Annotated in this window: 31 protein-coding genes and 3 tRNA genes; 15 read left to right on the top strand and 19 right to left on the bottom strand. The window is 41.9% G+C overall.

The genetic code is table 11. From position 1 onward, the window contains the following. Nucleotides 1–52 precede the first annotated feature (52 nt). Together thsB and SU86_RS09220 are read left to right on the top strand one after the other, a co-directional pair. Nucleotides 53–1762 (top strand): thermosome subunit beta, encoded by a 1710-nt coding sequence (gene thsB, locus SU86_RS09225; protein WP_048189488.1) that lies wholly within the window; start codon nt 53–55, stop codon nt 1760–1762. 42 nt (nt 1763–1804) lie between these two features. Beyond that, on the top strand, nt 1805–2086 hold the full coding sequence (locus SU86_RS09220) for a hypothetical protein (protein WP_048188940.1): 282 nt from the start codon (nt 1805–1807) through the stop codon (nt 2084–2086). On the opposite strand, the gene glnA is transcribed toward SU86_RS09220, so the two are convergent. Next, entirely contained in the window at nt 2083–3543 is a 1461-nt protein-coding gene (gene glnA, locus SU86_RS09215) for a type I glutamate--ammonia ligase (RefSeq protein ID WP_048188938.1), read from the bottom strand. The two genes, SU86_RS09220 and glnA, sit on opposite strands and share 4 nt — an antisense overlap. 57 nt (nt 3544–3600) lie before the next feature. Between glnA and SU86_RS09210 the strand changes: the two genes are divergently transcribed. Together SU86_RS09210 and SU86_RS09205 are read left to right on the top strand one after the other, a co-directional pair. Further along, nucleotides 3601–4155, top strand: a complete 555-nt coding sequence (locus SU86_RS09210) for a DNA replication complex subunit Gins51 (RefSeq protein ID WP_048188936.1) — start codon at nt 3601–3603, stop codon at nt 4153–4155. Beyond that, a complete protein-coding gene (locus SU86_RS09205; protein WP_048188935.1) occupies nt 4155–4433 on the top strand; it encodes a hypothetical protein in 279 nt (92 codons plus the stop codon). The genes SU86_RS09210 and SU86_RS09205 overlap by 1 nt, the downstream gene beginning before the upstream one ends. Here SU86_RS09205 and SU86_RS09200 read toward each other — a convergent pair whose 3' ends face one another. Beyond that, nucleotides 4434–4640, bottom strand: coding sequence for an AN1-type zinc finger domain-containing protein (locus SU86_RS09200; RefSeq protein ID WP_048188933.1), 207 nt, complete (start codon nt 4638–4640; stop codon nt 4434–4436). It abuts the gene before it with no gap. Between the two features lie 79 nt (nt 4641–4719). On the opposite strand from SU86_RS09200, the gene SU86_RS09195 reads away from it, so the two are divergent. Then, nucleotides 4720–5460: an SDR family oxidoreductase gene (locus SU86_RS09195; RefSeq protein ID WP_048188930.1), complete on the top strand. Its 741-nt coding sequence runs from the start codon at nt 4720–4722 to the stop codon at nt 5458–5460. Beyond that, nucleotides 5461–6594 carry an NAD(P)/FAD-dependent oxidoreductase gene (locus tag SU86_RS09190; RefSeq protein ID WP_048188925.1) on the top strand — a complete coding sequence of 378 codons (1134 nt, stop codon included), beginning with the start codon at nt 5461–5463 and terminating at the stop codon, nt 6592–6594. It abuts the gene before it with no gap. Here SU86_RS09190 and SU86_RS09185 read toward each other — a convergent pair. Next, nucleotides 6589–6795, bottom strand: coding sequence for a hypothetical protein (locus SU86_RS09185; RefSeq protein WP_048188924.1), 207 nt, complete (start codon nt 6793–6795; stop codon nt 6589–6591). The two genes, SU86_RS09190 and SU86_RS09185, sit on opposite strands and share 6 nt — an antisense overlap. 56 nt (nt 6796–6851) lie before the next feature. Here SU86_RS09185 and SU86_RS09180 point away from each other — a divergent pair. Continuing rightward, nucleotides 6852–6926 (top strand) — tRNA-Pro (locus SU86_RS09180). A gap of 146 nt (nt 6927–7072) precedes the next feature. On the opposite strand, the gene SU86_RS09175 is transcribed toward SU86_RS09180, so the two are convergent. From SU86_RS09175 to thpR, 5 genes are read right to left on the bottom strand one after another with little or no spacing between them, the layout of a single operon-like run. Then, nucleotides 7073–8032: a hypothetical protein gene (locus tag SU86_RS09175; protein WP_048188922.1), complete on the bottom strand. Its 960-nt coding sequence runs from the start codon at nt 8030–8032 to the stop codon at nt 7073–7075. A gap of 31 nt (nt 8033–8063) precedes the next feature. After that, on the bottom strand, nt 8064–8657 hold the full coding sequence (locus SU86_RS09170; protein ID WP_048188920.1) for a DNA-3-methyladenine glycosylase family protein: 594 nt from the start codon (nt 8655–8657) through the stop codon (nt 8064–8066). Then, nucleotides 8654–9412 (bottom strand): serine/threonine protein kinase, encoded by a 759-nt coding sequence (locus SU86_RS09165; RefSeq protein WP_048188918.1) that lies wholly within the window; start codon nt 9410–9412, stop codon nt 8654–8656. Before SU86_RS09165 ends, SU86_RS09170 begins: the two co-directional genes overlap by 4 nt. Next, nucleotides 9390–10712, bottom strand: a complete 1323-nt coding sequence (cca, locus tag SU86_RS09160) for a CCA tRNA nucleotidyltransferase (protein ID WP_048188917.1) — start codon at nt 10710–10712, stop codon at nt 9390–9392. The genes SU86_RS09165 and cca overlap by 23 nt, the downstream gene beginning before the upstream one ends. Then, entirely contained in the window at nt 10709–11245 is a 537-nt protein-coding gene (gene thpR / locus SU86_RS09155) for an RNA 2',3'-cyclic phosphodiesterase (protein ID WP_048188916.1), read from the bottom strand. The genes cca and thpR overlap by 4 nt, the downstream gene beginning before the upstream one ends. A gap of 73 nt (nt 11246–11318) precedes the next feature. On the opposite strand from thpR, the gene SU86_RS09150 reads away from it, so the two are divergent. The 3 genes from SU86_RS09150 to SU86_RS09435 all read left to right on the top strand — a co-directional run bounded on the left by SU86_RS09150 (nt 11319) and on the right by SU86_RS09435 (nt 13149). Next, nucleotides 11319–11867, top strand: a complete 549-nt coding sequence (locus SU86_RS09150; protein ID WP_048188915.1) for an AAA family ATPase — start codon at nt 11319–11321, stop codon at nt 11865–11867. Next, nucleotides 11864–12268, top strand: a complete 405-nt coding sequence (locus tag SU86_RS09145) for an RNA-binding domain-containing protein (RefSeq protein WP_048188914.1) — start codon at nt 11864–11866, stop codon at nt 12266–12268. Before SU86_RS09150 ends, SU86_RS09145 begins: the two co-directional genes overlap by 4 nt. A gap of 77 nt (nt 12269–12345) precedes the next feature. After that, entirely contained in the window at nt 12346–13149 is an 804-nt protein-coding gene (locus SU86_RS09435) for a hypothetical protein (RefSeq protein WP_052755680.1), read from the top strand. 1 nt (nt 13150) lies between these two features. Here SU86_RS09435 and SU86_RS09135 read toward each other — a convergent pair whose 3' ends face one another. From SU86_RS09135 to SU86_RS09105, 7 genes are read right to left on the bottom strand one after another with little or no spacing between them, the layout of a single operon-like run. After that, entirely contained in the window at nt 13151–13870 is a 720-nt protein-coding gene (locus SU86_RS09135; protein ID WP_048188913.1) for an SIR2 family NAD-dependent protein deacylase, read from the bottom strand. Nucleotide 13871: 1 nt separating this feature from the next. Further along, the gene (gene rnz, locus SU86_RS09130; RefSeq protein ID WP_048188912.1) at nt 13872–14771 is read right to left on the bottom strand and encodes a ribonuclease Z; all 900 of its coding nucleotides are present in this window, start codon (nt 14769–14771) and stop codon (nt 13872–13874) included. Continuing rightward, entirely contained in the window at nt 14768–15715 is a 948-nt protein-coding gene (locus SU86_RS09125; protein ID WP_048188910.1) for a DNA methyltransferase, read from the bottom strand. The genes rnz and SU86_RS09125 overlap by 4 nt, the downstream gene beginning before the upstream one ends. 1 nt (nt 15716) lies before the next feature. Continuing rightward, a complete protein-coding gene (locus SU86_RS09120; protein WP_048188909.1) occupies nt 15717–16592 on the bottom strand; it encodes a ribose-phosphate diphosphokinase in 876 nt (291 codons plus the stop codon). A gap of 50 nt (nt 16593–16642) precedes the next feature. Then, nucleotides 16643–17377: a peptidylprolyl isomerase gene (locus SU86_RS09115; protein WP_048188908.1), complete on the bottom strand. Its 735-nt coding sequence runs from the start codon at nt 17375–17377 to the stop codon at nt 16643–16645. 33 nt (nt 17378–17410) lie between these two features. After that, nucleotides 17411–18556 carry a pyridoxal-phosphate-dependent aminotransferase family protein gene (locus SU86_RS09110; RefSeq protein WP_048188906.1) on the bottom strand — a complete coding sequence of 382 codons (1146 nt, stop codon included), beginning with the start codon at nt 18554–18556 and terminating at the stop codon, nt 17411–17413. Nucleotides 18557–18592: 36 nt separating this feature from the next. After that, the gene (locus tag SU86_RS09105) at nt 18593–19087 is read right to left on the bottom strand and encodes a nicotinamide-nucleotide adenylyltransferase (protein ID WP_048188904.1); all 495 of its coding nucleotides are present in this window, start codon (nt 19085–19087) and stop codon (nt 18593–18595) included. A 56-nt stretch (nt 19088–19143) separates the two neighbouring features. On the opposite strand from SU86_RS09105, the gene rtcA reads away from it, so the two are divergent. After that, nucleotides 19144–20163 (top strand): RNA 3'-terminal phosphate cyclase, encoded by a 1020-nt coding sequence (gene rtcA / locus SU86_RS09100; protein WP_048188903.1) that lies wholly within the window; start codon nt 19144–19146, stop codon nt 20161–20163. Here the strand turns inward: rtcA and SU86_RS09095 are convergent. Next, complete coding sequence (locus SU86_RS09095; protein WP_048188902.1) at nt 20146–20640, bottom strand: CopD family protein; 495 nt, start codon at nt 20638–20640, stop codon at nt 20146–20148. The two genes, rtcA and SU86_RS09095, sit on opposite strands and share 18 nt — an antisense overlap. Before the next feature lie 79 nt (nt 20641–20719). Between SU86_RS09095 and SU86_RS09090 the strand changes: the two genes are divergently transcribed. Then, on the top strand, nt 20720–21214 hold the full coding sequence (locus tag SU86_RS09090) for a hypothetical protein (protein WP_236687695.1): 495 nt from the start codon (nt 20720–20722) through the stop codon (nt 21212–21214). Nucleotides 21215–21227: 13 nt separating this feature from the next. Here SU86_RS09090 and SU86_RS09085 read toward each other — a convergent pair. After that, a tRNA-Val gene (locus SU86_RS09085) sits at nt 21228–21301 on the bottom strand. 67 nt (nt 21302–21368) lie between these two features. Between SU86_RS09085 and bluB the strand changes: the two genes are divergently transcribed. The 3 genes from bluB to SU86_RS09075 all read left to right on the top strand — a co-directional run bounded on the left by bluB (nt 21369) and on the right by SU86_RS09075 (nt 22767). Further along, entirely contained in the window at nt 21369–22085 is a 717-nt protein-coding gene (gene bluB / locus SU86_RS09080) for a 5,6-dimethylbenzimidazole synthase (protein ID WP_048188901.1), read from the top strand. Nucleotides 22086–22103: 18 nt separating this feature from the next. Next, nucleotides 22104–22200: transfer RNA gene (locus tag SU86_RS09670), tRNA-Arg, on the top strand. Between the two features lie 39 nt (nt 22201–22239). After that, nucleotides 22240–22767: an NADPH-dependent FMN reductase gene (locus tag SU86_RS09075; RefSeq protein WP_048188900.1), complete on the top strand. Its 528-nt coding sequence runs from the start codon at nt 22240–22242 to the stop codon at nt 22765–22767. Here the strand turns inward: SU86_RS09075 and SU86_RS09070 are convergent. Then, nucleotides 22751–23152 carry a hypothetical protein gene (locus SU86_RS09070; RefSeq protein ID WP_048188899.1) on the bottom strand — a complete coding sequence of 134 codons (402 nt, stop codon included), beginning with the start codon at nt 23150–23152 and terminating at the stop codon, nt 22751–22753. The two genes, SU86_RS09075 and SU86_RS09070, sit on opposite strands and share 17 nt — an antisense overlap. Before the next feature lie 173 nt (nt 23153–23325). After that, the gene (locus tag SU86_RS09065) at nt 23326–23781 is read right to left on the bottom strand and encodes a hypothetical protein (RefSeq protein ID WP_048188897.1); all 456 of its coding nucleotides are present in this window, start codon (nt 23779–23781) and stop codon (nt 23326–23328) included. Nucleotides 23782–23849: the final 68 nt, after the last annotated feature.

Genomic DNA, 23849 nt, shown 5'->3' with positions numbered 1-23849 from the left:
TTATGTTTTGCAAAGAAGGTATAAAAAGGGAAAAATTGGATTCACGATCGACATGAGCGGACAAATACCAAAAGGAAATCTACCTATAGTTTTACTAAAAGAAGGCTCGACTGAAAACAAAGGTCGCGAGGCCCAAAAAAATAACATAGCGGCAGCCAAAATTATCGCAGAAATAGTTCACTCCAGTCTAGGCCCAAGAGGTATGGACAAAATGCTAGTTGACTCATTAGGCGATGTTACCATTACAAACGACGGTGCTACAATCCTAAAGGAAATTGATGTGCAGCACCCAGCAGCAAAAATGCTAGTCGAAATATCCAAGACAACAGACAATGAAGTAGGCGATGGAACCACATCTGCAGTAGTTCTGGCAGGTGCACTATTAGAAAATGCAGAATCTCTGATTAACCAAGATGTTCACCCAACCATAATAGTTGATGGATATCGCAAGGCACAGAAAAAAGTCATCCAATTCCTAAAGGAAATTGCAGAAGAGGTAAGCGCCAATGACAAATCAATCCTAATGAAAATAGCCAAGACCTCAATGCAGACCAAACTAGTAAGAAAAGAATCTGATCACTTGGCAGAACTAATCGTTAAAGCAGTAATTGCTGTTGCCGAAAAGGATTCGGGCAAATTCACCATAGACCAGGACGACGTAAAGGTCGAGAAAAAGGCCGGAGGCTCAATGAAGGACTGCGTACTAGTTGAGGGAATCGTGCTTGACAAGGAGGTAATCCATGGAGGAATGCCAAAGAAAATTACAGATGCAAAAATTGCGCTAATCAATAACGCATTAGAAATAGACAAGACAGAATTTGATGCAAAAATCAACATCTCAAATCCTCAACAAATGAAGACATTTTTGGATGAGGAAAACAGAATGCTCAAAAACATGGTTGACAAAGTAATCGGCTCTGGTGCAAATCTCTTGCTGTGTCAAAAAGGAATTGACGACATGGCACAGCACTATTTGGCGCGAGCTGGAATCATGGCAGTAAGACGTGTTAAGGAATCTGACATGACAAAACTTGCAAAGGCAACTGGTGCTAGAATAATCACAAACCTTGATGATCTATATGAAAAAGACCTTGGTACTGCGCAACTAGTAGAAGAGCGCAAAATTGAGGAAGACAGATGGGTCTTTGTTGAAGGATGCAAGAACCCAAAATCTGTTACACTATTGCTCCGAGGCGGCTCACAACGAGTAGTTGATGAAGTAGACAGATCAGTTCACGACGCATTAATGGTAGTAAAGGATGTCATGGAAAACCCACTAATCGTGGCAGGCGGTGGCGCACCAGAGACATTTGCTGCAACAAGACTGCGCAATTGGGCAAAATCCCTGGAAGGACGAGAACAATTAGCAGTAGAGAAATTCGCAGACTCCTTAGAAGTAATTCCATTGACACTATCGGAGAATGCTGGAATGGACCCAATTGACACACTAACCAATTTACGATCAAAACAACTCAAGGGCGAGAAATGGACCGGAGTTGATGTAATGAAGGGACGAGTTGGCAACATGAAGACAAGCGAAATCATCGAGCCCCTCTCTGTCAAAAACCAAATAGTATCTGCTGCAACCGAGGCTGCATGTATGCTATTAAGAATTGATGATGTTATCTCTGTCGCAAAATCTGCCGGACCTCCAGGAGGAGACATGGGTGGCATGGGCGGAATGCCTGGAATGGGAGGAATGGGCGGTATGGGTGGCATGCCAGGAATGGGTGGCATGGGCGACATGGGCATGGACATGTAATTCCATCAAACGTTTATTTCCCAAGAATTTTTAAAAAAACCGTTGAGTGGCGCAACCAAGATTCTCACATCTGTCAAATACGTATACCTAGTAGCGTTCTTTGCATTACTCTCTGGCGTTTTCTATCCATTCATCCAGGGGGGAACACTTGACTTTACCATATACGGTGTGATCATTTTGTTTGTCGGACTTGCCGGAGCAATAATGGTGTACAAGGCGGCAACCTCTGATAAAAAACGGGGATTTTACATCGGAATAGGATTTGGACTGCTTGCGATATCTGTGTATTATATTTTGCAGCTTACTGGCAGACCATTAGCCTAGACATCAAAGTAAAGATAAAACTCGTGCGGATGTGGACGAATTGATATCTCTCTGTGATCCTTTCTGCCAATTTCTATGATCTTGTCAATTACCTCATTAGAGTAAATTGGATTGAGGAACTTGCGGTCACTTTCTAATTCATCTAGTGCCTCACCGAGATTTGCTGGGACCGTCTTGATTCCGCGCTTTGTGCGCTCTTCTTTTGTCATGTGGTAAATGTTCTCAAGCACTGGATCGCCTGGGTCTGTCTTCTTTTTTATACCATCAAGGCCTGCGGCCAGAACTGCAGAGAAGACCAAATATGGATTGGATGATGGGTCTGGTGCTCTGTATTCAAATCGCTTTAGGTAGGAATATTTTTCGCCTCGGAAATGCTCTGGTACTCGAATTGCTGCTGATCTGTTACTTGGACTCCATGCAATGTATACAGGTGCTTCATAGCCTGGGACCAATCTGTGATAAGAGTTGGTTGTTGGATTTGTTATGGCACAGAGTGCTCTTGCGTGGCTCAGAATTCCACCGCAGAAATATCTACCCAGCTGGCTGATTTCATCCTTGGATTCCTTATCGTAAAATGCGTTTTTGTTGTTCTTCCACAAACTGACGTTTGTGTGCATGCCAGAACCTGCATCCATGGAGATGGGCTTTGGCATCATTGTAGCTACTTTGCCGAACTTTTGCGCCAAGTTTTTTACAACATACTTGTAGGTCTGCGCACCGTCTGCGGCATTTGTTAGAAAATCATACTTGATGTCTATTTCACACTGGCCTGCAGTAGCTACTTCGTGGTGATGGTTATCACAAAGAATACCGAAATGGCCGTTCAGTACATCGACACATTCGTTTCTAAACTCGGTTAGTGTATCAGATGGTGTGGATGGGTAATAGCCTTCTTGGAGTCCCATTGGATAGCCGGTTCCTTCCTGGCTCCATGGCGCTTCCTTTGATTCTATTGAATAAGATTGGCCCTTGTATGGGGTTAGGACATCCCATTGGACCTTGTCAAAGACGAAAAACTCGACTTCTGGGCCCCAATAACTGAAATCAAAGCCTTGGGTTTTCAGATATTCTTCTGCTTTTTGTGCAATTGCCCTTGGGTCTCGCTCTAGTCTTCCTCTGCCCCTACCCCAATAAACATCGCAGATCAATCTTGCGGTCTTTTTCTCTGTCACCCATGGAATAATAGCAAACGTGTTTGGGTCTGGCTTGAGGACCAAATCCGAATCATCAACACTGGTAAATCCAACAATGGATGAGCCGTCTAACTTTGGCAGGCCGTCCATCATTTGGTCTGGCGTAAATGTATCAGCAGAAATCGTGGTGTGGTGGTATCTGCCAACTAGGCTGGAAAATTGTAAATCAATAAAGCGAATGTTTTCGTGTTTTATTTTTGCAAAGACTTCATCTGGAGAATATTTGATTTGTGTTGTGTCGCCGTGCGTTACTTTATATGGCAAGTTTGTTCCTTCAGACTTAAATCGGATAAGCCTTGGATTTAAGGCTTAAGGTGTCTCATGTCAGAAACAAAAAAAATTGATCTAAACTCGTTGTACTCGACTCTAATCAGAGAAATTGAAAATGATCTCGTCCAAGAAATTGATCCGCAGTTTTATCTTGGTCTAGCTGAATATCTTGGAAAACTAAAAAGCGAATCATATGATGGAATTGAAAACAAGATAAAAAACAAGCTGACAGAAATGATTACCCAAATTGTTTCACTATTGTTGAAGACCAGAATCAGCAAGGTGAGCCATGGTGGAATGGAGCTGACCAACCTGCTTGATGAGGAAAAATACATCATTGAATCACTGCAGGACCAGCAGGAGCGAAAAGAGATGATTTTGTCTGCTACCATAAATGGTAGAACCAAACTACTCGAATCTGTATCAAAAAAGCACAAGGTAAAGCCAATTCCGGTTAGATTCCTAAAGGACTTTGATCAGTTTGTAGGCGCGGACTATACCAAATATGGGCCATACAAGACAGAGGAAATCGCAACCATACCCAACGAGAACGCACAGGCACTAATTGCAAAAAACATCGCAGTCAAAATTACCGTCCAAGAATAATGTCGCACATTGAGGGAATTGATGTAATTGACTTTGTATTGCTGACTATCTATCCGGTGGCAGCGCTATTCTTAGTAGAGATGGTATTTCGAGTCATAAAACTTGCAAACTGGATGAAGCTTTTCTCTCAAGCCATTGTATCTATTGGGTTTGGGATAGCATATCTTACTTTGATTACTGCTCACTGGCTGACTGCATTGGTGTTGTTTGCACTAGCTGTTGCCTTGCTATATCAGGCAAAAATAGCCAAAATCAAGCCAGGACGATCAATTTACTAGCTATTTTCCAAAGAGTTTACTGAAAAATCCCTTTTTCTGCCTGATTACTTTTTTTTCGCCAAACCGCTTTGCGCGAATCGAGCTTAATTTCACACACCTATGCTCTTCTGGCAGTCTGTGCTCTGAGCAAAACTCGTCTCTGCAATAATTGCACTCAAATGGTAGATCAGTTTCGTTTCCACAATATGCACAATTTACTTTCTTCAATGATTTTTGCGTTGTATGATTCTGCTAATAAACTCTAAAAAACTAAAAACATAAAGCAATCATACAAAGGAACCATATCATGCTGAATGGTAAAATTGTAATCATTACTGGTGCATCAAGCGGAATAGGTGAGGCAACAGCACTTGCACTATCCAAGGCGGGCGCCAAAGTTGCAATTGGTGCCAGAAGAATGGACAAATTAGAATCCGTCAAGGAAAAAATTGAGAAAATTGGCGGCGAGGTCTTTATGCAAAAGCTTGACGTTACGAAAAAATCGGAATGTGATTCGTTTGTGGATGCTGTCATAAAAAAATGGGGAACCGTAGATATTTTGGTAAATAATGCGGGATTAATGCCGCTGAGCTTTTTTAAAAATTTGAAAGTGGCTGAATGGGATCAAATGATTGATGTCAACATCAAGGGAGTCTTGTATTGTACTGGGGCTGTGATTCCACACCTGAATGCCAAAAAATCCGGCCATATCGTAAACATTTCATCGGTTGCCGGAAGAATTGTCTTTCCTGCAGGTTCGGTTTACTGTGCTACAAAACACGCAGTGGCCGCCTTCTCTGAAGGACTGCGACAGGAATTCAGCGTTCGCTCAAACATACGTGTTACAAGCATCGAGCCAGGAGTTGTTGCAACGGAACTAAACGACACCATTACTGATGAATCGTTGAAAGGATTTGTAGAGGCCACCAAGAAAATGGTCGCACTACAGGCAGAAGACATTGCAAATGCTATACTCTTTGCAGTAGACTCGCCACCACACATGAATGTCAACGAAATTTTGATCAGACCCACAACACAAGAACGATAGATGAAACAGATTCTAATTTTAGGTGGGGGTTTTGGTGGGCTGGCAGCTGCCAATGAATTGCGGTCCAATCTACCTGATGCCAAAATTACCATAATAGACAAAAAAGACTATTTCATGATGGATTTGGTCAAGCTTTGGATCATAAAGGGAACTAGAACATTTGAGAATTCCAAAAGATCCCTGCATGCCATATCAAAGAAGGGAATAGAGTTTGTCAATGAAGCAGTCATACAAATTGATCCTAGCAGAAGGCGAGTAAAAACGCAGAGCAGGGAATTTTCATATGATTATCTAATAATAGCAATGGGCGTCGAGTTTGCTCCAGAAAAGATTTCCGGATTATTGGAAAATGGCTATATCCTGTATGATTTGGAGCATGGGCCAAAAATTCGGCAAAAAATCTTAGACATGAAATCAGGCAAGCTGGCATTTGTCATAACCGGGATGCCTTACAAGTGCCCACCAGCCCCATTTGAGGCTGCACTGATTATTGATTCGATGCTAAAGGAGCAAAAAGTACGAAATGATATTGAAATTGACTTTTACAGTCCTGCACCCATAACATTGCCTGCGGCAGGACCAGAGGTAAGCAAGCAACTATTGCAAATGCTGGAACAAGAAAAAATTCGATTCCATGGAAATCGCAAAACCACATCTGTGGAAAAAGGCAAGCTAAAATTCGAGGACGGCAATACTGTATCCTTTGATGTATTGATTGCCATACCTCCACACAAGGCACCAAAAGTAGTGTATGAATGTGGCTTGGCACAAGAAGGTGGATACATACCGGTAAAGCGAAACTGCAAGACAGGGGTTGACTCGGTATACGCAATTGGAGATGTCACCACAATGATGGTAACTGACAAAATAGCTGTTCCAAAGGCGGGAATTTTTGCGGAAGGCCAGGGAGTTGCAGTTGCTCGTGATATCATATCTCAGATAAAGCGAGAGCAGAACAATTCCATTTTTGATGGCAAAGGTGGATGCTTTGTGGAAATAGGCAACACTGCAGGCTATGTCTATGTGGACATGTTTGCAAATCCTGATCCTATTACAAGACTAGATGAGCCTGCTGCCATCCATATGATAGAAAAGGAAGAGTTCGAAAAAGAGCGAATCGAAAAATGGCTATGATTCCTTTTTCTCTCTGCTCATGTGGCCCATCAGTGCCTTGAGATCAGACGAAATATCGTCTGGATTTTTCATAATGTCTAGTTTTTCTGGAATGCTTTTTTTGAAATCCTCTGCTTCTAGCTCGATTCGCAGCTTTTCTTTGCAGTTTGTGTGATCATCGTTTGTGCCAGAAATCTTGTGGCAAATAGAGCAGATCTTCATGGAGTGATTTTGGTGATCCTACGATTTAATTATTTCACGTTTTGTGTGGCTTCTTAGGGGCCGTAGTCCAGCTTGGTTAAGATGCTAGCCTGGGGTGCTAGAGATCGTGAGTTCAAATCTCACCGGCCCCATTTTTTGTAAAAATTTCAACTTTCTACCGAGTGCGTCCAATCTGAACAGCATACTGGATAATATCTTGGGAATCATACCTATCATAGGCGTTTGAGGTTGTCGTCAAAATACCGCCGTAATTGACCTTAAGCCTTGGATGCCTGTTTTAGTTTCTGCATTTACAGTTTGGCTCGCCACAAAGACAATACACTTCAAATGCAAATATTTTGGTCTTGGATGATATGCCGTCTGTGACATCCACATATACCAAAAAGGTTTCAATGTCGGTGTAATCTGCGCTCAGCTCCCACGATATAGAGTAATCCCCATTGGAATCAGTCTCGCCCTTGAACTCTTTTAGGATGTTTTCCCCATAATCCTCGACTCGCACAAATACTGTGGCGCCATTTACCATTCCCTCAAAGTTTTCCACATGAATGTCCAGGTTTTGTGTTGTGCCTCGCCTTACTGCCTTTTGGCCATGAATAGTAACATCAAGGCCTGGATCTATTTTGGATATATTTACCACATCTAGTACTAGGATCTTTTTGTCAATCAAATATTGTATACCTGAGAGAAATTCTACATCTGATATTTTTCCTTCACTCCACCATTTAGCAGCCACCTTCATCCAGGATGGAATGATGGAATTTTTTTGCACATGAAAATAGTATGGAGATAATTCATTTCCTGCATGATATGCCGTGACCTCATAGGTACCGGTAGGTGAGTCATGGTTTAATGGAATCGATGTGGAATATGATCCACTCTCCAAAACTGGAATCGTATATTCTGTTCTGATGCCATCTGGGTCTGTCACAATTAGGGAAACTGCACTGGTTTGGCCTACATCACTGCTTCGACCTACAATCTTGATGAAAACAGTCTCATCGTATTTTGGTAAGGTGTATGTGTTTTGAACGGCCTTTATCTTTTGGAATTTTATCAGATCTCGCTTGTTCAGCTCGACTAGTGAATCCACAAACGCGGAATCCTCTACCTTATCCAGAGTCCAGAGTTTTATTTTGCTTTTAATCCAGTTTGGGATTTCTTCGGCACTTGCAGAATGTACAGATGTTACAGTTACAATAGATACTATAACCAGTAGGAAAAACAGAATTTGCAATCACATCACTAATCTGGTTTTTAATAAAAAATCATTCTATTGATTCATCGAGGCTTCGCCACAAATACCACGTAGCCACGCTTCGGTACGGCTTCCATTTTTCCGCAATGCGCTCCATTTGCTCCTTTTCTGGTAATTCCTCCAGCGAATACAGTTTTTGGATGCCTTTTTTCAAGCCCAGATCCCCTACCGGCAAAACATCCAGCCTGCCAAGTGAGAATATCAAAAACATCTCTGCAGTCCATCTACCAATTCCCTTTACCTGTGTTAATTGCACAATGATTTCTTCGTCTGTGAGATTTTTCATGTAGGCTAGTCTGATCTCTTTTGATTCTACTTTTTTTGAGAGATCCTTGATGTATGATACCTTCATGTAGGATAATCCAGCTTTGCGGAGCTTGGCATCTGATGTTTCCATGACATCAGCTGGCTTTGGAAATCTGCCGTAAATTGCACGAAATCTTGTGGAAATAGAGTCAGCTGCTTTGCCAGACAGCTGTTGCGTAATGATTGCCTCAACTAGGGATTGGTATGGGTTTTTTGTCAAAGAGAGATTGAACTCTCCAACTCGATCAATTATTTTTGCTAGCTTGCGATCCTTTCTTAGATGGTTTAATGCTATCAAGTTAGCTTGAGTGCCTCAAGCACATCATCAAAGCTTTTCTGGGTTCGAAGTTCTTTGTATTTTCTTAGTACTGTGATGATCTTTTGCTTTGGTGGAAGCTTGTAGATTCTATTTACCATTTTTGCAATACCAGAACCAATCAAAATTGCTTGGCATGCAGATGTAACATTAGAAACCTTTCTCTCAAGACTAGAGCTCTCAAAATCAATCAATGTGATTTTTTTGCCAACAATAACATGTTTTGTGATGTTGCTCAGCTCACCATGATCAATTCCAGCTGAATCCAATCTATAACAATCAGTGAGAACCTTGCGTATTGTATTTTTTAGAGAGGCTGTACTTCCTTTGCCTTTTAGATCTTTGATCCAGTCATAGATCTTTGCACCATCCAAATATTCCATTACCAAAAAATTCTTGCTACTGGCAATCAATTTGGGGCCTGCGCCTGCCTTGTTTGCTGTCTGTAATAGTATGGTTTCGCCTTTCATGTCAGGTCTTGGTGAATCGGTCCGTCGAATCTTTAGTGCTACCTTTTTTGTGCCTAGCTTTGCTAGTACGACAACACCTGTGTAGCCTTTCCCCAAAACACAGATCTTGTTTATGATCATTGGACCCTCAAAGATTATTCCATCTATTCCGAGCTTTTTTAGCTCCTTGACTCTAGTCTGAATTTGTGATTTTGTTGCCCTAGGATAACCCAGTATGGTATTGTGTGGTTCTTTGCTTAGATCTCTAAGTGGAAAAAATTGTCTCATCCGTTGAGACCAAGTCCCGTGCAGCCTCTTTAATGGATTTGCCTTTAGCTGCATTTGCACTTGCTATCTTGAATTTTTTTATCTCGGACTTTAGGCCTGCGGGAACACCGGATTTTTCAATATTGTTTTGGATTAGCTTCTTTAGGAATATTTTGGCATCTGTGTTTTGCCTTTTTTGCATAGAGCAAACCTTTCCATCATCGTTTACCCACATTGCAAGGCTTTTTTTCTTGTTGGCGCCAATGAATTTTTCTACATGCTCTGAGACAAAAAACTCTGGGCCCATTCTGGTTTGATATTTGTCAAGCTCCTTTGATTGCAGCAAGAACAACAACGCGGCAGTGTCTGTGGTTATGGTAGCTGATCTTTTCAGTACTGTAAATCCTGCCTGGTTCATCTGAGTTGAGATAGATGTTGCCGCCCGTTTTACTTGGCCCCAAATTATGTCAGGGCTGCGTGGCTTGTACCTAAATGATATGACTAGGACGTTTTTTGTATCTAATTTTGTAGTCTTTTTCTTTGATGTGAAAAACGAAATTGATGGTTTTCTCAGAAATGCTCTGGCTGATAAAACAAACCTGCCAATGTTTTCAGTAGAGATTGCCGCTCCAAGATTTCTGTTTGCATCAATTGGATCCATTATCACTATTTTACTATCAAATTCCTTTGCTGCCTTGCCGATTACTTGGCCTGCCTTTAGCTGAGAAATCTCTCTCAGGACATTTTCAAACGAGCCAAAGTTCAGAACCAGTACCTCTGCCACATAGCCAGAGAATCCCTGCTTTGCAATCTCTGCACCATAGATGTCGTTTGCTTTTAGGAATGCCTTGAGCAGCCTTACCTCGTTTTTCATCATGCCAGATAGTGCATTTATCATGAATTTTGTGTGAAACGGAGACCTGTCTGCCGAGCTTTTCCATTGGCCTTCCTGCACATCATAGCAAGGAACCACATTTACCTTGGTGTCCTTAATTTGCGCCTCTACGAAGGGATGCTCTGCATATCTAACATAGGGCTCAAAGTCCTTTAGTGCCGCAAATCCAATTTTTTTGCCAATCTCTACAAATTCTTTTTCTGGTGTACTGGTCTGGAATTTAACAAATACATCAATGTCTGCTCTTTGGGGCAGCCATGTTCCCTTTGCATAAGAGCCGACCACTTCTAATCCAGATACCTGGGAGTACTTTGTTGCCTCTTTTTGTACCAGCTTGATTGTCTGCTCTACTATTGCGTCCTTTAGCTTTTGGGCCTTTTCTGATGGTATGGTGTATTTTGTTGCCTGCTTGAGAATCTGGTTCATTGTATGTTGATCACTCCTATATCAGAATAGATTGGGCCGCTAGGTGTAAGAACGCTTTGCTTGAATTTTATTGCAGAGACTCGCTGGGTGCCAAATTTTACATTGTTATACTTTGAGATTTGGTCTGTGATATCACCTGACTTGTCCTTGATTCTAAATATCGTAGCATGCGGCTTGAAGGGCTTGTCGCTTTTGAATCCAAGTGGGGCTAGCTTTTGCTCTACTATTTTGGCAAGCTCGACTAGCTTTTCACCACCCTGGTCTAGACCAATCCAAATTACGCGGGGAAATTTTGGTTTTGGAAATGCACCAACGCCGACAAACCCAACATCAAATGATGAAAATTTTATGCCATCCAGTTGGGCCTGAACTTTTTTTGCCACATCTTGCGTGATCTCACCCAAAAACAATAACGTAAAGTGCATATTGTGAGTCTCAACTGGTTTTGCAGCAACTTTGATCTCGCCTTGTAATTTTTTGATTGAATCCAAAACCGTACTATCAGTTATCTCTACTGCAACAAATGTTCGCATCTACGATATGGCGTTTTTGTCTTTTTAATGGCTTGCGGTAACTTCATTTGCAGGCACAAAAAAACACAAACAAATGCCAAAGCTAATCGTCTGTCTTACCGGAATGCCTGGAGCTGGAAAATCCACAATAGCATCCGGCCTGCAAAAAAAGGGATTCTCTAGCATAAACATGGGTGATGCAGTACGAGCTGAAGCAAAAAGACGTAACTTGGAACCAACAGGACAAAACTTGGGTAAACTAATGCTGGAGCTGCGAGAAAAAAACGGACAGGGAGCAGTGGCAGAATTAATCAAAGATGACATTACCAAATCTCCATCAGATGTAGTGGTGATTGATGGAGTACGTTCCAATGCTGAAATCGAGGTGCTCAAAAAAATCGCCACAGTAAAACTATTGGCAATTCATGCATCAACTGATACTCGTTATTCCTTTCTTTCTGTTAGGCACAGATCCGATGATCCTCAAAACAGAGACATGTTCAATGAACGTGACACACGAGAGATAGGCGTTGGAATCTCTGCATCAATTGCACTAGCTGATGAGACCATTTCTAACAACAACTTATCCATTGAGCAGCTAATCGATATGGCATACCAGACCATAACAAAATGGCTTGCATGATTCCACTGGTAGAGTGCAAAATAGAGGCATTATGCGAGATAAATCCATCAGAGGATCCACAAAAAGTAGAGCAAGCAGTATCCAATGTTTTGGATGGAGTGGAAATCAAGACTACAAAATACTCACTTGCTGCAAAATCTGGAGAAATGGAATCGCTTGCAAAAATCCATGAATCAATCCAAAACCACAACACCAAGAAAATCTACTATCGAATACTAAATGATAACCTGGAGGGAAACTCTACTTGGTTTTATCTGAACAAGCAGGCGGCCTTTGCAAACAATGTTGCAATATGTGAGCATGATGACGAGTCTCCAATGGGCCCAATCAAAATAGTTCTGTCTTCAAGAAATATTGATCGTGTAATCGAGTGGCTTGTATCTACTAGCATGACTGATTGAATAGTCAGCTTTTTTCCTCAGTTACTCAGCTGGATTTGTTTTCTGATTTTTTATGACTATTCCAAGATCTGTGCGTGTTGATAGGAAAGTTACTGGCAGTAGGTGTAATTTTGGCAGCAGTAGGAGTTTTGGCTTATTCCCAGCAAGACAAGCTTGGCTTTAATGTAAATCCGACAATTAATGCAGTAGCTGAAGATCTGGGTGGCCTAAAGGACACTACAGTAAAGCGAGTCTCATATGAAATAGACAAGACAACAGATACGGTTGGCGATAAAATTGGAGATGTTGTGCCAAGCGCAGAGCAGCTAAATCCAATTCCACAAATCAAGGACCAAATTGCAATCCCGCCAATCAAAGAAACCTATTACGGACAAATCTATGAGAAAAACGAATCAGAGAAAACCTGTAAGATGTCTGTCCCCAAGATGGCAAAAACAATCAATGGCGTAAAAGAACTAACACATACCATAACCATTCAGGAATGCATGTATGAAAAACAAAAACCAGTCCAAGTTAGCATATCAACTGATCCTATAACTGGAGCACAAACAGTATCAGTAGAACCAACACCATCACACAAAATATTTGAGACATTACAATTAACCACTACAAAAAATGCAGACAATACAGTATCCATCCACTATGAGGATTCTTCCGGCAAGACACTAAAGGTAACTGTAACTTTGCACAATTCCGAAAAGCAGCTTTTCACAGGTGAGTTCTTTGCATCAAAGTTTGATACCAGCGTTAATGATATCTCTGCTAGTCCACATATCATAGAAATGATAGTAGAGCATGCAGACTATGGAACGGTAAACTCGTCAGTGTACAATCCTCAAGGAAATGACCAGAGCACCATTTATGGTGTGTTTAGCCAGTAAATCATTTTTGTATTATAGATACTAGTTCTGGCAATGCAATGGCAGATTTTTCCCGAACCGAGAGATCCATATCGGATGACATGACTGTCTTTTCCGGATTTACCTCGATTAATACGGCGCCATTTTGCTTTGCATACAATGGCAGGGTGTTTGCTGGTGAGACCACCAGTGAGGTACCTGCAATTATCATGACATCGCAGCTTTGTGCGTGAGTAATGGCATCAGACCATACATCTTGAGGCAACCCTTCGCCAAACCAGACCACATCGGGCCTCAGAATCTTGCCACACTTGCATTTTGGCGGTAATTCCTCAAAGGATTTGGTGATATTATCATTAAAGTCACAGCTGGTGCATTTGATTCGAATTATGCTTCCGTGCAACTCTAGAACTTTTTTACTGCCTGCTCTTTGGTGCAATCCGTCAATGTTTTGAGTCAGTATGATCACATCCTTGTGCTTTGCAAGCTCGGCTATTGCAAAATGACCCCGGTTTGGGTTTGCTGCCAAAATATTTTTTCTTCTTTCCTCATACCACTCCCAGACTAGGCCCGGATTTTCATAAAACGCATCAATTGTTGCAAGCTGCATCGGATCGTATTTTCTCCAGAGGCCCTCCTTTCCCCTAAACGTTGGAATACCGCTTTCCTGAGAAATGCCAGCACCTGTGACAAAGACAATTTTTTGTGCATCTTTGATTTGTCGAGCTAGTGAATCAAACATTTTATTTTATTTCTATTTCCAGCAGGTCTTTTGCTGCAATGACAGAGCCATGAACTTGCTTTGCTTCCTGTAGTAATTCTGATTCATCCTTGTATCTTGCAGAAAAATGAGTCAGAATCAGATTGGAAACATTTGCATTCTTTGCCAGAAGGGCTGCCTCTTTTGCTGTAGTGTGGTTTGTCTCTACTGCCTTTTCCTGCAATACATGAGAAAATGTGCAATCAAACGAGAGATAGTCACAATTTTTGAAAAACTCTTCCAGTAGTTTGGTTGGTCTTGTATCTCCAGAGATCCCAATTTTCTTGCCAGACCTTTTCTCACCTACTACCTGTGATGGTTTGAACACATTAGAGCCAATCTTGACTTCGTTGCCTGTTTGTAATTCATGCCATAGTGGGCCCTCTGGTATGCCTAGCTTGATTGCTTGTTCTCTGTCGAACTTGCCAGGCTTGTCCTTTTCTGCAAATAAATAAGAAAATGCCAAAACCGAGTGCTCTGCCTGCTCTGCAAATACGGAATAGGTCTTTTCCTCACATACCAGACCAGGTCTTACTGCAGTAATCATGACAGGGAATGACAATCCAAACTGCAAGATTTGAATGTTTTCTCCAATGAATTGTTCGATTCCATCTGGGCCGTAGATCTCAATTGGCTCGGTTCTGTGCTGTAAGGTCATTGTTTGGAGCAAACCCAGAACACCGATGCAGTGATCTCCATGCATGTGTGTTACAAAAATCTTCATCTTCTTGTTCCAGCCAAGACCTGACTTGAGGTAGGACACCTGTGCACCCTCTCCTGCATCAAACATTAGGATCTCGCCTTCACGTTCCAGACAAATGCATGATAACCCTCTGTTCTCGGTTGGTTGTGCAGCCGATGTTCCCAGAAATACTAACTTCATTTTACCAAAATCATCCTCGTTAGGCTCTTGTGGCGATAAATCTCATATTTTTTTGTTAGATTCAACTTTATGCCGTCATCGAGTCCCTTTTTGCACATGATTGCAAACTTTGCCTTCTTTGGAATCTGGGAGATGAATTTCTTCATAATTTTCTTTGGCGGCTCGGATACCTTTGATGCCGTGCCGTATGGCAGATCTGTTACTATTCCGTCGTATTTGTCCTTGATCTGCGTCATGTAGTCGTAGCTTTGGTTAAACACCTCGCAATGAAATCCATTTGCCTTTAGGTTGTCCTGGGTTATCTTGCACATTTTTGCATCAAAGTCGATTCCAACGGATTTGATCCCCATGGACTGGGCCTCCAGTAGGGTGCTGCCTGTACCACAGAATGGATCACATACAGTTTCCTCATCGTTTATCTTTGCCAGATTTATCATGGCGCGTGTCAGCTTCCAGTCCAGCTCATGATGGAACTTGGTCAGCTTTTCAGGTCTCTTTGGAGGCTCAAATCTAGTAGAGAATCCAAAAAAGTTCTCCTCCTCTGTAAATATCAAGTAAATCACAACATCTGGATCTTCTAGCGAGACCTTGGCATTGCAAAAAGTAGAGACCATGCTGCCAAGCGATCGCTCTATTTCTGGTATGTCAATTGGCTTGTCTGAGAGATTGATTGCCTTGCACATGAATGATTTTGCGCCAAACAAGAGCGAGTAATTTTTCTCATCAAAGAAGACATTTGACATTTTTCGCAGTAATTGGCCGGCAGTCTTGACAAATGTGGCCCGACTTGCAATCTTTTCCCATGGTGTGGTGCTCTGTATTATGACTAGATTAGAAATTGTCTTTATTTTTGCAAACCTGTCGTACATCTTAACCAGGGTAACTACCTCATCCACTGCAAGCTCTGGATATTCTTTTGAGACTAGGAAAAAGCTCTCTGGCATTCTAGATTGCCTTTGCAATTACTCCGGAGACATCAACCACTGATGTGCTGCCAGGTATTGTGTTTGCAGAAATTATTGCAGAGACGCCAGACTTTTTGATCTTTTGATCTGCATTATCGATTAGTAATGCATGTGTGCATGCGACAAAGACCTTGCCGCACTTTTGTTTTTTCAGAAATTGTGTCGCCTTGATTATGCTTCCACCAGTGCTTATCATATCATCAACTAAAACTAGGTCTCGGCCCTTTACTTCATCTAAATTACCAGTCATTATCTGGACCTTGCCTGTCTTTCTGTCTCGTTGTTTTTGCAATGCGATATAGTCAGTACCATAAAATTTTGCAAATTCCTTTGCTCTTTCCTTTCCCCCCAAGTCTGGCGATACAACCAATGGGTTCTTGAGCCTCATTTTTTTGAGATGATTCGCAAGCTCAGGCACGGCAGAGACGTTTCTTACCGGTATGGTGAAATGATTGAGCCCAAGCATACTGTGCATATCAACCACTATGACCTTTGATGCGCCAGCAGATGACAACAGCTTGGCAATCACAGATAATGTGACTATTTCTCCTGGGAGAAACTCTCGGTCTTGTCTTGCATAGCCCAAGTATGGAATCACACAGATTATCTGATTTGAGAACTGTCTTGCCTTTGCAATTAATGATAATGTCTGCAATAGATTGGTATCTACTGGTGGATATGTGGAATTTACTACAATGATCTTGCCTTTTTTTGGTTTTGAGGAAATTGTTATCTTGCTTTCGCCGTCTGGAAAGACTCGCAGTTCGGTTGATACAAAGGATGCCTTTAGCTTTTTTGCCAGTTTTCTTGCTAGATCTTCAGATGCCTTTCCGCCAATTACCGTTATAGCTGACAACAAATCAACAATCTAGGAGGGACTCTTAAGTTTTAGGAGAGAATTTCTTTTTATTTTGCTGCAGCAGCTGCTTGCGGTTTTGCTTCTTCTTTCTTTTCTGCCTTTTTGTTGGCATATGTTTCAATAAAGTTGATCTTTTCCAGCGTTGGGACGAACTTGAAGGCGTCCATTTGGATAAAGTGCTTGATAATTCTCAGGCTTTCTGCACCATAGATCTCTTCTGGAATGGTAACATCTAATGCGTTGCCATTTAGCTTGGATGATATCTTTGAATCCTCAACCGGCATGTGTCTTTTTAGAATGCCTGTGATTTTGTCTTCGTTTGTCTCTAGTGCTTTTATGACATTGACATCATACACTACTGTCTTTCCTGCTAATCTATGATTGAAATCAACTTGAACTCTGCCGGATCCGACAAATCTTACAACACCTGTCTTTTGATCCACCTCGATTGTGTCACCCACTGTGACCTTGTCTGCATCCTCGCCTAGCTTTCTTAGTGGAATCATTCTGACCTTGCCTGCGTCTCGCTCGCCAAAGCCCTTGTCTGGTGTTACATCAACTGTTAGCTTGTCTCCTGCCTTTGCGCCTGCAAGTGCATCATCTAGTCCTTTTAGAACCCAGGATTCTCCGACTGAGACCAGTTTTGGCTGATACTTGATGTTTTCCTGGAATAGGTTGTGCTTTTTTGCATCCTCAGATATGGTGGTCTCTACTACTTCGTTCGAGTCCTTTACCTTTGCAGTATAATCGATTAAAATCAATGAGCCTTTAGTAAATGTCAACGCGATCCGTCCCCGAAATTCCTAATATTAAGTTTAGAGCTGTTTGAGCTTCTCGTCGGCAACTTTGAGGGCTTCCATCTGCTTGGTCTTGTATCCCATCATCTCTAGTGTGGAGCCAATTGAGGAGATTGTTCTCATGACGTGGTATCTGTTGACTTCACCCATGCATCCAACTCGGAACACCTTGCCCTTGAGATTTCCAAATCCGCCTGCTACTAGAACTCGGAACTTGTCTGATAGTGTGTTTCGGAAGGTCTTGTCTTCAAGTCCGTCCAGATAGTTTAGTGCAACTACAACAGTTGATCTTGCGTCTTCTTTTGCAAATGGAGATAGTCCCATTGCTGAAAGACCTGAATACAATGCATCAGAGCAGATTCGGTGTCGTCTGATTCTATTGTCAAGGCCTTCTTCCAATATGACGTTCATTGCCTCTCTGTATGCGTATAGTAGTGGCAAGGCCGGTGTGAATGGTGTGTGCTTTGCCTCTTCGTAATAGTGGAAGTATCTTGATAAATTAAAGTACATTGTCTTTGGCGGATTTGCGTTCATGTATTTTTTGGTGCGCTCATTTACAACGATTGGTGAGATTCCTGGTGGTGCTGCAAATGCTTTTTGAGCGCCAGTCATTGCAACGTCGATTCCCCACTTGTCCATCTCAAGGTCTTCGCCGCCGACAATAGAAACTCCATCCACTACATAGAATGCGTCGTTTCTTGCAGTAAGGTTCTTGATTTTATCCAAATATTTTATCATAGTACCAGTTGAGGTCTCGTTCCACACGCAATAGAATGCCTTGACATCCTTGTTGTTATCAAATGCCTCCTTTACCTGATCAAAGGTTGCGTTTGTTCCTGGCGTGCTTTCTAGTTTTATGACTTTGGCGCCTGCCCACTCTAGCATTTGCGCTAGTCTGCCGGAGAACTCACCGTTGGTTGGAATGATTACTTTGTCTCCTGGCTTTACAATATTGATTACACTTGCCTCTACTGCACCGGTTCCGGATGCTGAAAGCAAGACCGCCTCGCCGCTGCTTTTGAAAACTTTTTGTGTTTTCTCAACTGCGTCTTGGTATAATTCTACGAAATCATCACTTCTATGGTTAATCATTGGCGTGATCATTGCACGCATTACTCGCTCTGGTACGTTGGTTGGACCAGGCAGCATGACTAGATATTCCATAAGCAGTTTGGACTGTTTTGCGGGCTTTATTTAAAACTAAAGCTTGGCCAGCCGATCTTTTGCATTTATTTTTAGCAAAACCTTTGCAGTTCCACTTGGCACCAGATCCTCCCAGCTTTGTCCACTTGCAATCTTTAGTCTAATGTCTGTGCCAGAAAGAATCTCTCGTTGCTTTAGTGGCACTGATACAACTTTGATGTCTCGCTTTTTGTACAATTCATGCGTGAAATCATCATTAGAGAACACAACATCATACTTTGGAATTATTTCATCCACATGATATGTCCACTTGGCGTGATCGTTTACATCCGGTACAAAATAGATCTTGCATTTTTGCAGATCTGACTTATCCAGAGATGATTCAATCATCTCTTTTCTCTCCTCTGCAGAAAATGGATTTCTTTTTTCATTATGCCTGTTTGAGCTGCCAATTCCGATTGATAGATTGTCAATCTGAGTCAGTGCAAATTTTACTGCAGCTAAATGTCCCAAATGAAACGGCTGGAATCTGCCTATGAGGAGACCGTCCATGGTTTTTTTGTCTACACTTGATTTAAAAACTAAACAATGGAATCAGTATAACAAACATGGATCCACTCAAAATCGACGGCTCTCATGGAGAGGGTGGAGGACAGATTCTCCGAACTGCACTCGCACTATCATGTATAACAAAGAGGCCAATTCAAATTGAAAACATTAGGCACAACCGCAAGGTTCCAGGCCTCAGACCATCACACCTCTCTACGATCAAGCTTCTTGGGAAAATTTACAATGCACAAATGGATGGTGCAAGCGTTGGCTCTACTAGCATAAGATTTGCTCCGGGCGAAATCCAAGACACAAAGCTGGTGGAAAATGTAGGAACTGCTGGAAGCATTTCACTAATCTTGCAAGCAATCATACCTGCAGTGTTTTTAGCTGGAAAAAAGCTAGACCTGCACATCACTGGCGGGACTGATGTTCCATGGAGTCCCACCTCTAACTATACAAAACATGTACTATCTGATGCATATTCCAGAATAGGAATCAATTATGCTGTGAACATCAAAAAGCGTGGCTATTATCCAAAGGGCGGAGGCCAAGTCGAGCTTGCAATACAGCCGTGCCAAAAGATCACATCAATAACACTATCAAAAAGAACAACAAAGAATGCAAAAATTCTCTGCTCTCATTCTGATGTGGATGTTTCCAGTAATGTTGATTCCATGGAAAAAACATTACAACAAAAAGGATTCTCTGTTGAATCACACATCACACCAGAGATTGCACTAAATTCTGGTGCATCTGTTTTGATTTGGAGCTCTGATTCCGGCTCTGTTACTGGATCAGACGAACTACTAGATCCCAAGAACAAATCCGAATTTGGCAAGATTGCAACAAACTCATTCATTGGGTGTGATCTTGGAGTAGATGCCAATCTGTCTGACATGATAATTCTGCCGCTTGCCATAACAAAGGAGCTATCAATATTCACAGTCAAAGAGATCACAAAGCATCTGGAGACCAACCTGTATATCACATCAAAGATAACTGGCTGCAAGTACGGTGTGGGCAAAATTGATGGTGGCTATGAGATACGAATTCAGGGCTCAGAGGCCGGCATCTAGTATTGCTGCAAACAACATAATCAAAACCGAGATCACTACGGTTATCTCTCCGACAATTATGATCTTTTTTCGCAGCTTGACAATCTGGGCATCAGACAGCTGGTTTTGCATTATTTGTTGTTCTACTTCCTTTCTGATTATTCTAACGTGTACTGCAAATGAACCTAGCAGAGCAGCTACCAAAAACATCTTGATTAAAAGCATCATTCCATAGCTTGATGAGAACAAAAACTCTGGCCTGTTTAGCATTTGGTGCGAATTCCAAATTCCAGTTGCAATCAATATCAGCAAGGCAGGAATTGCGACTTTGTTGAATCGCCTACCCACCTTGATCATTATCTGTAGTCGCTCTTGCACTGATGGAGTCATTGTTTTCAGAATTGGTGCAAAGACTATTGCGATGAATAGCGAGCCCCCAACCCAAATAGCAGAACAAATCAGATGAACCCAAGTAATGAGTGCCTGCTCTAGTGCCAATCAAATTCTTGAATATGCGTTCAAATATTATCTCTTTGAAACCAACATTTTTTAGTTGTACTCAGCGAGACATGAATAATTGAATCTTCAAAGAAGAGCCGTTCTCTATGTAGCAATAGGTGCAATGCTTGCCATGCTTGGAGGAATTACTTGGTATGCAAGCCTTGATAATCCGCAGCTAGAGCTAGTTGAGATCAAAATGGGTACAGTCAATCTGGTAACTGAGAACACGATTGAAGGCAAGGCAAAGCTTGATGTTGGATTTGTGATCAAAAATCCAGGCGAAAAGACATTCACCATATCTAGAATCGATTATGAGTTGTTTGCAAACGGCACACCAATTGGCAAAAGCCAGTATTCCACAGAAGACGTGGCAATGCCTGGACGCGCAGCATTCTATCCAGATGCAGAAATCGAGCTCCCAAGTCCATTTACGCTAACAAAAACAAGCGAAAACTCGGATACATATGACGCAATTACAAGCGGAGCGCCAGTAGTTTATTCAGCAAAGGGATTAGTAGTAGTGGAATCTGCTTGGAGCCTTGTTGAAAAAGAATTTGAGATTTCACAATAATTTTAGATAAAGATGGGCCGAGAGAGATTCGAACTCTCGATCACCGCCGTGTCGAGGCGGTATCCTAACCAACTAGACTACCGGCCCAATAAAGTACTGGCCATGAGCTCTACATTATTAACCTTTAACAGACATCAAAACAATCGAGCAAAAAATGAGTGAATTCTCTAGCCAAGAAAAATCCGGACTCTACAAAGCAATCTACACAAGACGCGATGTGAGATCTCACTTTAACTCAAAGCCAATACCAAATGATGTTCTGGCAAGAATTCTAAATGCAGCTCACCATGCGCCGTCTGTTGGATTCTCTCAGCCATGGAATTTCGTTCTGATTCGCAATCATTCCACAAAACAAAAGGTCAAAGAATCATTTGAGCAAGAAAAGACTCGCTCCTCTAATCAAATAGATGAGCCAAAAAAAGAAAAATATCTTTCACTAAAGCTGGAAGGAATTTTGGAATCCGATGTCAATGTCTGCATTACATATGATCCAACAAGGTTTGGCCCCTTTGTGATTGGCCGATCCAGCATTCCAGAGACTGGAATCTATAGTGTTTGCTGTGCAGTACAAAATCTGTGGCTTGCGGCACGATCAGAGGAAATCGGAGTAGGTTGGGTCAGCATTCTATCAAATGATGCACTAAAGCAAGTGCTGGGACTGCCTGATCACATTGTTCCAGTGGCATATTTGTGTCTTGGACATGTGGAAGAGTTTGCACAAAAACCAGACCTAGAAACTGCCAACTGGCTTCCAAGACTGGATCTCAAGGATGTAATTTATTTTGAAAAGTGGGGCCAAACACAAAGCCCATCATGGGATCAAATCCATGAATTGATTCAGACAAATCTTGATTACGCTTTTATCAAGTGAAAACATCGAATCTTTGCTGGGCTTGTAGCGCAGAGCCAACAAAATTGGCGCGTAACATGGATAGCGCGGCAGCCTCCTAAGTTGCAGGTCGAGGGATCGAAGCCCTCCAAGCCCGTCCTCTTGTTTTAAATAGATTAATCACAAAAAAATTTCATTGAAAATAGTAGTAATCTCTGGCAGCCCAAGAAAAACAGCAAACACGCAAACAATGATGAAGTTTGTCTTTGATTATGCCAAATCAAAAAACCCAGAAACCAAATTCATCAATCTATCCGATGGCGGAATAGATTACTATCGAGGGCCTGGTGAGAATTATTCGCAGACTACTACACAGGCAGCCCAGGATATCATGGATGCAGATGTATGGTTGGTTGGAACGCCAATTTACAATTCGTTGTTCAGCTCTGCATTAAAGAACCTCTTTGAGTATGTCAACTACAAAAACACTGCAGGAAAGACAGCAGGACTCGCTATTTTGGCGTCAGGCCAAATAGGCTTTACTGATGTGCAGACAATATTGACACAACTGATGAGCTACTTCAGAGTCATAACAAACCCAAAAGCAGTCTTCATGACTGTTGATCAAATCAAGGACAATGCCGTAATAGATGAGGGCACCAAAGCAAGACTGAAAGAACTAGTTGATGAGACCCTACTTTTGGCTTCTAGACCAAAGCAGTAGTGACCGGTAGATAGACTACCTTGAAGATTTTGACGATATATTCACCATCAAAGATTTTGTTTACTTTGCCATCGGTGACATCCCGGACTCGAAATTTGTACTCGTATGTGCCGTCTTCTTTGACATCGGTTTGCGCAAAGTGGACTGGATCACCGTTTTTGAATATCTGAATTATCACTGGATGTCCCTCTACTGGGTTTGCTATTTTGCCCTCAACAAAACCCCATGGAAGCTTGTTGTTTTTTGGAACAGAAAATGAGGTGATTGTTTTTTCGATTCCAGTTGAAGCATCTAGTGGCGTAATGTTTGATTCCGCAAATGCAGAATTTACCGTAGCTAGTACAAGTGCAAACGCAATTGTTGCAATTACAGCTTTGAGGAGCATTAGCAGATTTTTGCAAAAGTCAAATATTAAGATGACGTATTAATCATTCATCTTGGAAAATCCTACCCTAAATGATGGCTGTGTCTGCAAGTGTCACTTTGGAGGCGCAATCAGCTGTCCTGGGTGCAAGAAAAACCATCGCGGAATGCGTACATGTGAGCACTGTAAATAATCTATTTTCGCTTTGCAGCAATTGCCTTGAGATTTGCAAGTTCTGCCTTTAGCGCCTCAATTTGCACTAGTGTCTCCAGATTTGCAATTTCTTGTCGCATCCTGGTTATCTCATTGTCTTTGAGCTTGACTTCGTCTTTTAGCTCGTTTAATTCTGCAGTGAATGTCTCTCGAAACTTGTTAAGCTCCTCAACTGATACGTTTGAGACTAGTTTAGTCGAGCTTTTTTTTTCCGTGTGCACGTGCTCTGTGTGAGGATGTGAGTGGCCACCATGTTTTGTAGTCCAGTCAGCGCTTTTTTGTGCCATCCAGCAAATAAAGACCAAAAACCAAGTCACTATCGCAGAAACTAGTAGCAGTTGGTGCAGCGCAGCAGGCATGTAAAAGTACAGTCCTGTCAGGGATACGGCAAAACAACCAGTAACTACAGTAGCTAGATGGTTTCGCAGATAACCCATGTTTTTAGGCATGAAATGTCGAATATAACGTTAATGCTGAATCTCATAATAATAAAAGAAAAGATAAA

Source organism: Candidatus Nitrosotenuis cloacae, assembly GCF_000955905.1.
GTDB lineage: Archaea > Thermoproteota > Nitrososphaeria > Nitrososphaerales > Nitrosopumilaceae > Nitrosotenuis > Nitrosotenuis cloacae.
The sequence above is the reverse complement of the archived record's forward strand: the minus strand, read 5'-3'. Positions and strand labels throughout refer to the sequence as shown.

Bases quoted from the DNA above. Each gene is read 5' to 3' on its own strand.
- thsB (WP_048189488.1), top strand. From the start codon at position 53: ATGAGCGGACAAATACCAAAAGGAAATCTACCTATAGTTTTACTAAAA.
- SU86_RS09210 (WP_048188936.1), top strand. From the start codon at position 3,601: ATGTCAGAAACAAAAAAAATTGATCTAAACTCGTTGTACTCGACTCTA.
- SU86_RS09205 (WP_048188935.1), top strand. From the start codon at position 4,155: ATGTCGCACATTGAGGGAATTGATGTAATTGACTTTGTATTGCTGACT.
- SU86_RS09195 (WP_048188930.1), top strand. From the start codon at position 4,720: ATGCTGAATGGTAAAATTGTAATCATTACTGGTGCATCAAGCGGAATA.
- SU86_RS09190 (WP_048188925.1), top strand. From the start codon at position 5,461: ATGAAACAGATTCTAATTTTAGGTGGGGGTTTTGGTGGGCTGGCAGCT.
- SU86_RS09185 (WP_048188924.1), bottom strand. From the start codon at position 6,795: ATGAAGATCTGCTCTATTTGCCACAAGATTTCTGGCACAAACGATGAT.
- SU86_RS09165 (WP_048188918.1), bottom strand. From the start codon at position 9,412: ATGAGACAATTTTTTCCACTTAGAGATCTAAGCAAAGAACCACACAAT.
- cca (WP_048188917.1), bottom strand. From the start codon at position 10,712: ATGAACCAGATTCTCAAGCAGGCAACAAAATACACCATACCATCAGAA.
- thpR (WP_048188916.1), bottom strand. From the start codon at position 11,245: ATGCGAACATTTGTTGCAGTAGAGATAACTGATAGTACGGTTTTGGAT.
- SU86_RS09150 (WP_048188915.1), top strand. From the start codon at position 11,319: ATGCCAAAGCTAATCGTCTGTCTTACCGGAATGCCTGGAGCTGGAAAA.
- SU86_RS09145 (WP_048188914.1), top strand. From the start codon at position 11,864: ATGATTCCACTGGTAGAGTGCAAAATAGAGGCATTATGCGAGATAAAT.
- SU86_RS09135 (WP_048188913.1), bottom strand. From the start codon at position 13,870: ATGTTTGATTCACTAGCTCGACAAATCAAAGATGCACAAAAAATTGTC.
- rnz (WP_048188912.1), bottom strand. From the start codon at position 14,771: ATGAAGTTAGTATTTCTGGGAACATCGGCTGCACAACCAACCGAGAAC.
- SU86_RS09125 (WP_048188910.1), bottom strand. From the start codon at position 15,715: ATGCCAGAGAGCTTTTTCCTAGTCTCAAAAGAATATCCAGAGCTTGCA.
- SU86_RS09110 (WP_048188906.1), bottom strand. From the start codon at position 18,556: ATGGAATATCTAGTCATGCTGCCTGGTCCAACCAACGTACCAGAGCGA.
- SU86_RS09105 (WP_048188904.1), bottom strand. From the start codon at position 19,087: ATGGACGGTCTCCTCATAGGCAGATTCCAGCCGTTTCATTTGGGACAT.
- rtcA (WP_048188903.1), top strand. From the start codon at position 19,144: ATGGATCCACTCAAAATCGACGGCTCTCATGGAGAGGGTGGAGGACAG.
- bluB (WP_048188901.1), top strand. From the start codon at position 21,369: ATGAGTGAATTCTCTAGCCAAGAAAAATCCGGACTCTACAAAGCAATC.
- SU86_RS09070 (WP_048188899.1), bottom strand. From the start codon at position 23,152: ATGCTCCTCAAAGCTGTAATTGCAACAATTGCGTTTGCACTTGTACTA.
- SU86_RS09065 (WP_048188897.1), bottom strand. From the start codon at position 23,781: ATGGGTTATCTGCGAAACCATCTAGCTACTGTAGTTACTGGTTGTTTT.